Source organism: Pseudomonas sp. GW704-F2, from assembly GCF_059423025.1.
On the sequence record NZ_JBWKXO010000050.1, the window covers coordinates 1 to 10,191 of the forward strand.

At 60.3% G+C, this 10,191-nt stretch carries 9 protein-coding genes; 7 read left to right on the forward strand and 2 right to left on the reverse strand.

What is annotated here, in order from left to right:
- From AC07W0_RS27300 to AC07W0_RS27320, 5 genes are all read left to right on the forward strand, one after another.
- On the forward strand, positions 1 to 861 hold an 861-nt coding region (locus AC07W0_RS27300; protein ID WP_495029344.1), incomplete at its 5' end, for a transposase.
- Between the two features lie 309 nt (positions 862 to 1,170).
- Positions 1,171 to 2,430, forward strand: a complete 1,260-nt coding sequence (gene rho, locus AC07W0_RS27305) for a transcription termination factor Rho (protein ID WP_017845130.1) — start codon at positions 1,171 to 1,173, stop codon at positions 2,428 to 2,430.
- Between the two features lie 158 nt (positions 2,431 to 2,588).
- Positions 2,589 to 4,571 carry an acyltransferase family protein gene (locus AC07W0_RS27310; RefSeq protein ID WP_102618634.1) on the forward strand — a complete coding sequence of 661 codons (1,983 nt, stop codon included), beginning with the start codon at positions 2,589 to 2,591 and terminating at the stop codon, positions 4,569 to 4,571.
- Between the two features lie 59 nt (positions 4,572 to 4,630).
- On the forward strand, positions 4,631 to 6,097 hold the full coding sequence (ubiD, locus tag AC07W0_RS27315) for a 4-hydroxy-3-polyprenylbenzoate decarboxylase (RefSeq protein WP_017845124.1): 1,467 nt from the start codon (positions 4,631 to 4,633) through the stop codon (positions 6,095 to 6,097).
- On the forward strand, positions 6,097 to 7,065 hold the full coding sequence (locus tag AC07W0_RS27320; protein WP_017845123.1) for a CDP-6-deoxy-delta-3,4-glucoseen reductase: 969 nt from the start codon (positions 6,097 to 6,099) through the stop codon (positions 7,063 to 7,065). Before ubiD ends, AC07W0_RS27320 begins: the two co-directional genes overlap by 1 nt.
- A gap of 38 nt (positions 7,066 to 7,103) precedes the next feature.
- Here the strand turns inward: AC07W0_RS27320 and AC07W0_RS27325 are convergent, their stop codons facing one another.
- Positions 7,104 to 7,586, reverse strand: coding sequence for a sn-glycerol-3-phosphate transporter (locus tag AC07W0_RS27325; protein WP_102618635.1), 483 nt, complete (start codon positions 7,584 to 7,586; stop codon positions 7,104 to 7,106).
- Positions 7,587 to 7,826: 240 nt separating this feature from the next.
- Here AC07W0_RS27325 and AC07W0_RS27330 point away from each other — a divergent pair, with 240 nt between their 5' ends.
- Positions 7,827 to 8,480, forward strand: coding sequence for a gamma-glutamylcyclotransferase (locus AC07W0_RS27330; RefSeq protein ID WP_102618636.1), 654 nt, complete (start codon positions 7,827 to 7,829; stop codon positions 8,478 to 8,480).
- Positions 8,481 to 8,585: 105 nt separating this feature from the next.
- Here the strand turns inward: AC07W0_RS27330 and AC07W0_RS27335 are convergent, their stop codons facing one another.
- On the reverse strand, positions 8,586 to 9,572 hold the full coding sequence (locus tag AC07W0_RS27335) for an NADPH:quinone oxidoreductase family protein (protein ID WP_017845120.1): 987 nt from the start codon (positions 9,570 to 9,572) through the stop codon (positions 8,586 to 8,588).
- A 150-nt stretch (positions 9,573 to 9,722) separates the two neighbouring features.
- Between AC07W0_RS27335 and AC07W0_RS27340 the strand changes: the two genes are divergently transcribed.
- Positions 9,723 to 10,130, forward strand: coding sequence for a flagellar basal body-associated protein FliL (locus AC07W0_RS27340; protein WP_046488859.1), 408 nt, complete (start codon positions 9,723 to 9,725; stop codon positions 10,128 to 10,130).
- Positions 10,131 to 10,191 lie beyond the last annotated feature (61 nt).

Sequence of the window (10,191 nt, forward strand, 5' to 3'; positions counted from 1 at the left end):
CAAGCGATTGATCGCTCAGCAGTACAGACTGCGCTTGAGACGTTGCGCGTAAAAAAGGCTAATAACCAGACCTGCCAGGCGCTGATGCAAGCTCAAGGTCTGGTTCAGCACGTGGTGGGTGAGGCCGATGCGCAAAAAATGCGGACACCTTCAGGCTCGCGTATTGCCTACAACGTTCAGAGCGCGGTGGATGCGAAACACTGTCTGATTGTTCACCACGAAGTGACTCAGGAAGGTGCCGACAATCGCCTGCTTGAACCGATGGCCCAGGCGACTCAAGCGGTGCTGGAACAAGCCAAGCTCAACGTCACCGCTGATGCAGGCTACTCCAACGGCGCGCAATTTCAGGCGTGTGAAGACGCTGGTATCACACCCTTTGTCCCGCCCAACCGGGCGATCAACACCAAAGGTGGCGAAGAGCAATTTTTTGACCGCACGCTCTTCAATTACAGTGAAGAGAGTGACAGCTATGAATGCCCTAATGGCAAGACGCTCACGCTTAAAGCACTTAACAAGGGAGACCGGGTTTATCACGCATCAATCAGTGATTGCGGCACTTGCGCACTGAAAAGCCGGTGTACCAAGGCTGAACGCCGTTACGTCACGCGCCATGCCCATGAATCAGCGTTTGAACGAATGGAACAGCGCATGAAGGCGAATCCCGACATGATGATCAATCGACGATCGATCGTCGAACACCCATTTGGCAACTTGAAGCAATGGGCCTTCGGCAACGCTAGGTTTTTGCTGCGCCAGCTAAAAGGTACACGGACAGAAATGGCACTTGCGATACAGGCCTACAACCTGAAAAGGACCATCAATGTGTTGGGAGTGCCTAAATTGATGGAGTTGATGGGCTGAAAGGCCCTTTTTTTCTTCAAGTCCGCAAAAACAAATGCCCCGACAAGTCGGGGCATTTGTTTTTAGCCGGTGCAGGGTGCGTTTTCACACAGCCTGAAATTGCGGGGCTTTTTCGTGAAACAGGGCTAGACGCTCCGAAACTCAGGTGGTACATTCGGCCCCGCACTGGTTTCTCCACTGCCCCCTGCAAGCCGTCGCCGACGCATTCCTTTTCGATTAGTACGCGATCCTGTCGCCTTCTCTGCGGCGCGGCCTCATTAAGCCAAAAGCTTAATTTCCCCCCTCCATAAATGATTACGTCATTCCTATATGAATCTGACTGAACTCAAGCAAAAGCCGATTACCGAACTGCTCGAATTGGCCGAACAGATGGGCATAGAAAATATGGCCCGTTCGCGCAAGCAGGACGTGATTTTCTCCTTGCTCAAAAAGCACGCGAAAAGCGGCGAGGAAATCTCCGGTGATGGCGTGCTGGAGATTCTCCAGGACGGCTTCGGCTTCCTCCGCTCTGCAGACGCTTCCTATCTCGCCGGTCCAGACGATATCTACGTCTCGCCGAGCCAGATCCGCCGCTTCAACTTGCGCACCGGTGACACCATCGTTGGCAAGATCCGTCCGCCGAAGGAAGGCGAGCGTTATTTCGCCCTGCTCAAGGTCGACACGATCAACTTCGATCGTCCAGAGAACGCGAAAAACAAGATTCTCTTCGAGAACCTGACCCCGCTGTTCCCGACCGTGCGAATGAAGATGGAAGCCGGCAACGGTTCTACCGAAGACTTGACCGGTCGTGTAATCGACCTGTGCGCCCCGATCGGCAAGGGCCAGCGCGGCCTGATCGTCGCACCGCCGAAAGCCGGTAAGACCATCATGCTGCAGAACATTGCAGCGAACATCGCGCGTAACAACCCTGAAGTTCACCTGATCGTGCTGCTGATCGATGAACGTCCGGAAGAAGTGACCGAAATGCAGCGTACCGTGCGCGGCGAAGTGGTTGCCTCGACGTTCGATGAGCCGCCAACCCGCCATGTGCAGGTTGCCGAAATGGTGATCGAGAAGGCCAAGCGCCTGGTCGAACACAAGAAAGACGTGGTGATCCTGCTCGACTCCATCACCCGTCTGGCCCGTGCCTACAACACCGTGATCCCGAGCTCCGGCAAGGTATTGACCGGTGGTGTCGATGCCCACGCCCTGGAGAAACCGAAACGTTTCTTCGGCGCCGCGCGGAATATCGAAGAAGGCGGCTCGCTGACCATCATCGCCACCGCGCTGGTTGAAACCGGCTCGAAGATGGATGAAGTGATCTACGAAGAGTTCAAGGGTACCGGCAACATGGAACTGCCCCTGGACCGTCGTATCGCTGAAAAGCGTGTGTTCCCGGCGATCAACATCAACCGCTCCGGCACCCGCCGTGAAGAGCTGCTGACAGCCGACGACGAACTGCAGCGCATGTGGATTCTGCGCAAGCTGCTGCACCCGATGGATGAAGTCGCGGCCATCGAGTTCCTGATCGACAAGCTGAAAACCACCAAGACCAACGACGAGTTCTTCCTGTCGATGAAGCGTAAGTAATACGACGTTTCAGGTCCAAAAAAAATGGCGTCCTTCGGGGCGCCATTTTTTTTGCGTCGAAATTGAATGGATTTTATGTCATAAGTGTCCGTTAAGTAACAAAAAGTAAACATGCGCCTATTCTCGCCTCCATTCGTAACATATTGACCACAATTCTTATGACCATTCTTGCTTACCGAAGAGATATCGACGGCCTGCGTGCCATTGCTGTCCTTGCTGTCGTGCTGTTCCACTTTGGCGTTCCTGGGATCACTGGCGGCTTTGTCGGTGTCGATGTGTTCTTCGTGATTTCCGGCTTCCTGATTACCTCGATCATCTGGCGCGAACGCCAGGCTGGGCGTTTCAGTTTCGTGGGCTTCTGGGCGCGCCGTGCCCGGCGTATCTTGCCGGCGTTGTTCGTGATGATGGCCGCGACACTGGCCGTGGGCTGGTTTTTGCTGGCGCCCAAGGACTATGAAGAGCTGGGGCGGTCGGCGCACTACCAGGTGACCTTTACCTCCAACCTGCTGTTTGCACGCCAGCACGGTTATTTCGATGCAGCCTCCGACATAAAACCCTTGTTGCACACCTGGTCGCTGGCGGTGGAGGAGCAGTTCTACATCTTCTTCCCGCTGTTGCTGGCCCTGCTTTCAAGCCGCTTGAAACACTGGCGCCTGGCGTTGTTCGCGGTGCTGCTGGTGTCGTTTGGCATGAGTGTCTGGGCGGTTTCCCATCAGCCGCAGAAAGCGTTCTACCTGCTGCATCTGCGTGCCTGGGAATTGCTGGCCGGCGCCATGCTGGCGGTCATGCCGAAGGTTGAGTGGCGCGCCTCGCCGCCCCTGGCGCAAGCGGTCAGCCTGGCTTCCCTGGCATTGATCCTGACCGCCATATTCGGTTTCGACCGGCATACACCGTTCCCTGGCGCGGCCGCTTTGCTGCCGGTGCTGGGCGTGGTCGGGTTGATTTGGGCCAATGGGCAGCAAGCCACCTGGGTCGGGCAGCTGCTGAGTTCGCGGCTGATGGTGGGGCTGGGGCTTATCTCCTATTCCTGGTATCTGTGGCATTGGCCGGTGTTCGTGTACGCCAACTACGCAGCGGTTGATGGCTTGAGCGCGGCGGAATTGGGCGGGTTGATGCTGCTGAGCCTGGTGCTGGGTTATTTGTCCTGGCGCTTCGTGGAGGCGCCATTCCGGGAAAAACGTCTGCTGGCCGGACGCAAGGCGATCCTGGCTGGCGCCGCGGCCGGCATTTTGTGTCTCGGCCTTACTGGCCTGGCATTGCGGGAAGCCGATGGCGTGCCGTGGCGCCTGTCCGAACAGGCATTGCGTTATGCCCAGGCGAAGAAGTGGAGCCCGGAGCTGACGGCCTGCCTGGCGGACAAGAACACCCCGGATGAGCGGCTGTTCTGCCATTTCGGCCCACAAAGCCACTCGGTGTCCGCGCTGGTCTGGGGCGACAGCCACGCCACCGCATTGATTCCGGCGCTGAAGGATGCGGCCAAACGGCACGATATCAGTCTGGTCCAGGCCAGTTTCGCCGGTTGTGTACCGTTGGACGGTCTGGAGAACATCACCCAGTGCGCGCATTTCAACCAGCGCGTCGAGCAGGCCCTGGCCGAGCAGTCGTTCAGCGATGTCGTGCTGGCGGCGCGCTGGAGCCTGTACCTCTATGGGCAGATGTCGGGTGACAAGGAACATGCGCTAAAAGACCTGGGCACCGGCAAGTACGTGCGTGCCGTGGCCGAGCAGCGTTTCGAACAGGGCCTGCGTGAACGCATCCAGGGGCTGCGCGCCGCCGGGCACCATGTGTGGCTGATCAAGGAGGCACCGCTGCAGGAAATCATCGTGCCGTACCGCCTCAGTCGCCTGGCCATGATGCACCGGCCGGTGGACGGCGAAGGGCTCCCCGTGGCGGAGCACGAGAAGCGCCAGGCCTTTATCACTCGGCTGTTTGACGAACTGGCCGCCGCCGACAGTGGCGTCACCGTGCTGGACCCCGCGCCCCTGCTGTGTGGCGCCGACGGCCTGTGCCGGGTCGAGCTCGACGGCCGCGCGCTGTACACCGACGATAACCACCTCTCCGACGTCGGCGCGCGACATGTCCAGGCGTTCCTGGAACCGCTGTTCCGTTCGCTGCAATCACGGGGGCTGACGGCCAATTAAGCTGCCAGCCGTCCTCAGAGCAGGTAGGATGTACGCCTATTTTACGGGTGGCATGGTTAATGAAATTCAAGGATCTTCGGGATTTCGTGCAGCAACTTGAGCAGCGCGGAGAGTTGAAACGCATCCACGTGCCGGTTTCGCCGGTGCTGGAAATGACTGAGATTTGCGACCGTACCCTGCGCAACAAGGGCCCGGCGCTGCTGTTCGAGAACCCGACCGGTTTTGATATCCCGGTGCTCGGCAACCTGTTCGGCACCCCCGATCGCGTGGCCTTTGGCATGGGCGCCGAGTCGGTCAGCGAATTGCGCGAGATCGGCAAGTTGCTGGCGTTCCTCAAGGAGCCCGAGCCACCCAAGGGCTTGAAGGACGCCTGGTCGAAGCTGCCGATCTTCCGCAAGATCATTGCCATGGCGCCCAAGGTGGTCAAGGACGCGGTGTGCCAGGAAGTGCTCATCGAAGGCGATGACGTCGACCTGGGCATGCTGCCGGTGCAGACCTGCTGGCCCGGCGATGTCGGCCCGCTGATCACCTGGGGCCTGACCGTCACCAAGGGCCCGAACAAGGATCGCCAGAACCTCGGCATCTACCGTCAGCAAGTGATCGGCCGCAACAAGGTGATCATGCGTTGGCTGAGCCACCGCGGCGGCGCGCTGGACTTCCGTGAATGGTGCGAAAAACACCCCGGCAAGCCGTTCCCGGTCTCCGTGGCCCTGGGCGCCGACCCGGCCACTATCCTCGGCGCCGTGACCCCAGTGCCGGACAGCCTGTCCGAATACGCCTTCGCCGGCCTGCTGCGCGGCAACCGCACCGAGCTGGTGAAGTGCCGTGGCAACGACCTGCAAGTGCCGGCCACCGCGGAAATCATCCTCGAAGGCGTGATCCACCCCGGCGAAATGGCCGACGAAGGCCCCTACGGCGACCACACCGGCTACTACAACGAAGTCGACAGCTTCCCGGTGTTCACCGTCGAGCGCATCACTCATCGGATCAAGCCGATCTACCACAGCACCTACACCGGCCGTCCGCCGGATGAGCCGGCGATTCTCGGTGTGGCGCTGAACGAAGTGTTCGTGCCGATCCTGCAGAAGCAGTTCCCGGAAATCACCGACTTCTACCTGCCGCCGGAAGGCTGTTCGTACCGCATGGCCATCGTGACCATGAAGAAGTCGTACCCAGGCCATGCCAAGCGGGTCATGCTCGGCGTGTGGTCGTTTTTGCGACAGTTCATGTACACCAAGTTCGTTATTGTCACTGACGACGACATCAACGCCCGCGACTGGAACGACGTGATCTGGGCCATCACCACGCGCATGGACCCCAAGCGCGACACGGTGATGATCGACAACACGCCGATCGACTACCTCGACTTCGCCTCGCCGGTCTCGGGCCTGGGCTCGAAGATGGGCCTGGATGCCACGCACAAATGGCCGGGTGAGACCACCCGCGAGTGGGGCAGGGTGATCGTCAAGGACGAAGCCGTGACGGCGCGTGTCGATGCGATCTGGAAAGAGTTGGGAATAGATTGATGCGTGTGACCCTGCAACCTTCCGGCGCCGTATTGGAGCTGGTCCCCGGTGAGCGAATCCTCGAAGGTGCGCGCCGCCTGGGCTACGAATGCCCGCAAGCCTGTCGCAATGGTGTGTGCCACGTGTGCGCGGCGCTGTTGGTGGACGGCCGGGTGCGGCAGTCCGGTGAAATACGCGACCACGGGGAGTTCTACACCTGCATCGCCGAGCCGCTGGAGGATTGTGTGGTGTTGTGGGATGGCGTGCTGGCGCCGGGAGAGTTGCCGTTGCGCAAGTTGTCGTGCCAAGTGAGTGAATGCGTGCAAGTCGGTGGCGATGTATGGCGCGTGCGCTTGCTCGCCCCGGCCGGCAAGGCCGTGCGTTACCACGCCGGGCAATACCTGATGATTGAACGGGATAACGGCGAGAAGTCGGCGTTTTCCCTGGCTTCGGCGCCCCACGCCGGGCGCGAACTGGAACTGCACGTGCTGGCCCGCGAGGACAGCGCGCGCAATCTGATCGAGCAATTGCAGCGCAACCGGATGGCCCGCATCGAGCTGCCGTTTGGCGATACCCACCTGGCCGAGCTGCCCGATGGGCCGTTGGTGCTGATCGCCGCGGGCACCGGCATGGCGCAGATGCACAGCCTGATCGAGCACTGCCGCGCCACCGGCTTCAAACACCCGGTGCATTTGTATTGGGGCGTGCGGCGTCCGGAAGATTTCTACGAGATCGAGCATTGGGATCAATGGCTGCAACTGCCCAACCTGTTCCTGCACAAAGTGGTCAGTGACCTGTGCGGTTGGGAAGGACGCTGTGGGCTGTTGCATGAAGCAGTGTGCGAAGACATCCACGACCTCAAAGGCGTGCATGTCTACGCCAGCGGTTCACCGGCGATGATCTACGGCACATTGGATGCGCTGGTGGCTGCGGGCATGGATGCACACCAGATGCGCGCCGACGTATTCGCCTACGCCCCGCGGCCCTGAAACCTGCGCCGGCTCTGGTGGAGGAGCTGGCGTCGCTGTCAGAAACGCACGCCGGTCGTGATCATCGCCGCATTGAACCCCAGCAACACCAACTCCGCCGCCACCGGCCCGTAATGGGTGCCCACGGACGGTATGATCACCGGCGCCACGCCGAAACGGTTCAACGGGCTTTTGTCGCGGTACTTGCCGCGATAGCCCTGGATCGCCCCGCCGGTCAGTTTCAGATACACCGGATAGTCGGTCATGTCATAGCGTTTGCCCGCGTAGACGTAGTACGAGCGTTGGCTGAACGAGTTGCGGAACGTCGCCGCCCCATACACCAAACCTGACGCTTCATTGCGCTCCAACCCAAGCAAATCCTGGTTGTTGTTGTGGTCCGGGTCGGGGGAGAAGTGCCGGGTGTAGACGCTGGTCTGCGCATACCAGAAGCCCTTGTCATCGTCGACGGGCGGGGTTTCGACAGCGAGAGCGGTGGTGGCCTGGGCCAGGAGCAGCAGGCCCGGCAATCGTAATTTTTTCATAGGTGCGACCTCGAGTAATCGGTGTGAGGGGTGACCGACTGAGTCGTGCCAGCTGCGCTATTTTGACGGTCAAGCGCTTTGCCGGGCTGAACCGGAGCTGAAAATACTGGGATTGCTTCTGGAGAATGCGGTGGTCGTTCAGCCTATTGTACTTTTTTGCCGTATGGTCACAGCAGCGCGTTTTATTACGGTAGAGTTGCTAACAATTGGTAACACATAGGAGGCGAGCCACTTTTCGCCATGACCGCCATCGAATCCGATCTTTTGCAATTGGCTTACCCTCCGCGGCTCGATCTGGGACCGCAACTCACGCACGAACAGTTGATGAACTCGATGCAGGCCACCATGGCCCGGCATAAGGGCGGGCCGGTCTGGCTATTCGCTTACGGTTCGCTGATCTGGCGGCCGGAATGTTCATCGACCGAGCGGGTTCGGGCGCGGGTCCATGGCTATCACCGTGGTTTGTACCTGTGGTCCCACGAGCATCGGGGTACGCCGGAGTTGCCCGGGTTGGTGTTCGGCCTGGATCGTGGCGGCTCGTGCAGCGGGTTTGCCTACCGCCTGCCGGAAGATCAGTTAGAAGCCTCGCTGTACGCCTTGTGGCAGCGCGAAATGCCTTACCCCTCCTATCGGCCGCACTGGCTCAGCTGCCGTCTGGAAGATGGCAGTCGGGTGCAGGCATTGGGGTTTGTATTGGAGCGGCACCTGCCGAGCTACGCTGGCAATCTGCCCGACATCGTGCTCAGCTACGTGCTGCAAAGCGCTTGCGGGCGTTACGGCACGACGCGCGATTATGTCGAGCAGACCGTCAACGCCCTGCGCAGCCACGCCATGCCAGACAAAAACCTGGAGGCGCGGCTCAAGCGTTGTGCCAAGGATTGCTCAGGCGATTAACGCGCCAAACGCAGGAAATATGAGCCAATGCATGTTCTCTACGAACATGTCGCGAATAGACAGGTGATGGTCGAGGACACCGCCCCTCCCACATTCAAGCGCATTTCACCTCGGCAGGCGGGTTTGCACGACCACCTTACCCACCGCCTTGCGCTGCCCCAGGTCATTGATCGCCTGGGCCGCCTGTTCCAGCGGATACACCTGCGACACCAGCGGTTTCAACTTGCCCTCGGCATACCAACCAAACAGCTGCTGGAAGTTCGCCGCATTGTCCTGCGGCTGGCGCTGGGCGAACGCGCCCCAGAACACTCCGACCACGGCCGCGCCCTTGAGCAGCGCCAGGTTCACCGGCAGCTCCGGAATGCGCCCGCTGGCAAAACCCACCACCAACAGGCGGCCGTTCCAGGCGATGGCGCGGATGGCCTGGTCAAACAAGTCGCCGCCCACCGGGTCGTAGATCACGTCGGCGCCGTTCCCGTCGGTCAGGCGCTTGACCTCATCTTTCAGGCTGGCTTCGCTGTAGTTGATCAGCTCATCGGCGCCGGCGGCCTTGGCCACCGCCAGTTTGTCGGCGCTGCTGGCGGCGGCGATGACCCGGGCGCCCATGGCCTTGCCGATTTCCACGGCAGCCAGGCCCACGCCGCCGGAGGCGCCGAGGACCAGCAAGGTTTCGCCGGGTTGCAGGTTGGCCCGTTGTTTCAGTGCATGCATCGAGGTGCCGTAGGTCATGCTGAACGCGGCGGCGGTGTTGAAGCCCATGCTGGGCGGGATCGGCAGCACGTTATAGCCGGGCACCGCGACCTGCTCGGCAAAACTGCCCCAGCCGGTCAGCGCCATCACGCGGTCTCCTACCTTCAGGTGGCTGACCTTTTCCCCCACTTCACTGACCACGCCCGCCGCTTCGCCACCCGGCGAGAACGGGAACGGCGGCTTGAACTGGTACTTGCCCTCGATGATCAGCGTGTCCGGGAAGTTGACCCCGGCGGCATGCACGTCCAACAGGATTTCGTTCTTCTTGATCGCCGGGCTGGCGATGTCTTCCAGCACCAGGGTTTCGGCGGGGCCGAAGGCTTTGCACAGCACAGCTTTCATCGGACTATTCCTTTTGGCGTCGTGGCCGATAAGTGTAGGAGGGTATGCCCGTGGGTCAACGAGCATGCCCGGGCCTGATAAGTCGCCATAAGCTTGTGCTCTGCCTTGCTAGCGTTATGCTACTGGGCTACCGAATGTGAGGAATGAACTGTGAAAGCGTGGATTCTGTTGATGCTGGCCCTGACCTTGCCAATGGCGGCCCAGGCGCAAGAGGCGAAAGAAGGCGAGGCGCCGAAGGTCAGCTATATCAGCCTGGCCCCGCCGTTCGTGGGCAACTATGGCTTGGACGGTACGTCCAAGCTCAAGGTGTACAAGGCCGATATCGCTCTGCGCGTGACCGGCACCGAAGCGGCCGCCGCCATCAAAGCCAACGATGCGTTGATTCGTAATCAACTGGTGGCGCTGTTCACCCAGCAAACCAACGAGACCATGAGCACGGTTGAGGGCAAGGAAAAACTGCGCCAGGAAGCCCTGAAGCAGACCCAGCAAGTGATGAACGACGAAACCGGCAAGCCGGTGGTGGAAGACCTGTTGTTCAACAACCTGATCATCCAATAGTCACGGCGCGACGATCGCAAGCAAGCCCGCTCCCACAAGGGAATGCGTTCCACCTGTGAGA

Excerpts from the sequence above, each read along its gene's own strand:
- rho (WP_017845130.1), top strand. The coding sequence starts at position 1,171 with ATGAATCTGACTGAACTCAAGCAAAAGCCGATTACCGAACTGCTCGAA.
- AC07W0_RS27310 (WP_102618634.1), top strand. The coding sequence starts at position 2,589 with ATGACCATTCTTGCTTACCGAAGAGATATCGACGGCCTGCGTGCCATT.
- ubiD (WP_017845124.1), top strand. The coding sequence starts at position 4,631 with ATGAAATTCAAGGATCTTCGGGATTTCGTGCAGCAACTTGAGCAGCGC.
- AC07W0_RS27320 (WP_017845123.1), top strand. The coding sequence starts at position 6,097 with ATGCGTGTGACCCTGCAACCTTCCGGCGCCGTATTGGAGCTGGTCCCC.
- AC07W0_RS27325 (WP_102618635.1), bottom strand. The coding sequence starts at position 7,586 with ATGAAAAAATTACGATTGCCGGGCCTGCTGCTCCTGGCCCAGGCCACC.
- AC07W0_RS27330 (WP_102618636.1), top strand. The coding sequence starts at position 7,827 with ATGACCGCCATCGAATCCGATCTTTTGCAATTGGCTTACCCTCCGCGG.
- AC07W0_RS27335 (WP_017845120.1), bottom strand. The coding sequence starts at position 9,572 with ATGAAAGCTGTGCTGTGCAAAGCCTTCGGCCCCGCCGAAACCCTGGTG.